Below are 262 nucleotides of genomic sequence, written 5' to 3' on the forward strand. Positions count from 1 at the left end.
TTAGTTCGATTCAATGGAGGTTCCTTCAGTTTTCTGATGAAGCGCGGAGGTGGCTCAACCTGCGAAAAGAAACGAGTTGCTACGTAAGTCCGAGAACATGCTTTCCATGGTCTCTGAGCTCGCCTTTGGGACCGACATATCGGTAGAGAGTGACGCGCTCGATGCCGAGTTCCTTGCAGAGATCGGAAACTGAAGTATCGCGCTGGGCCATGGCGGCTTGCGCGAGACGCACCTGAGCTTTGGTGAGCGCGAATTTTCGTCC

1 protein-coding gene is annotated in these 262 nt (G+C 53.8%); it reads right to left on the reverse strand.

Annotated elements, in window-relative coordinates:
- Positions 1-79 precede the first annotated feature (79 nt).
- Positions 80-262: helix-turn-helix domain-containing protein (locus FN960_RS24290; protein ID WP_143850829.1), on the reverse strand; the 183-nt coding region annotated here is incomplete at its 5' end.

This window comes from Alkalicoccobacillus porphyridii, assembly GCF_007293315.1.
Taxonomy (GTDB): Bacteria; Bacillota; Bacilli; order Bacillales; family Bacillaceae_D; genus Alkalicoccobacillus; species Alkalicoccobacillus porphyridii.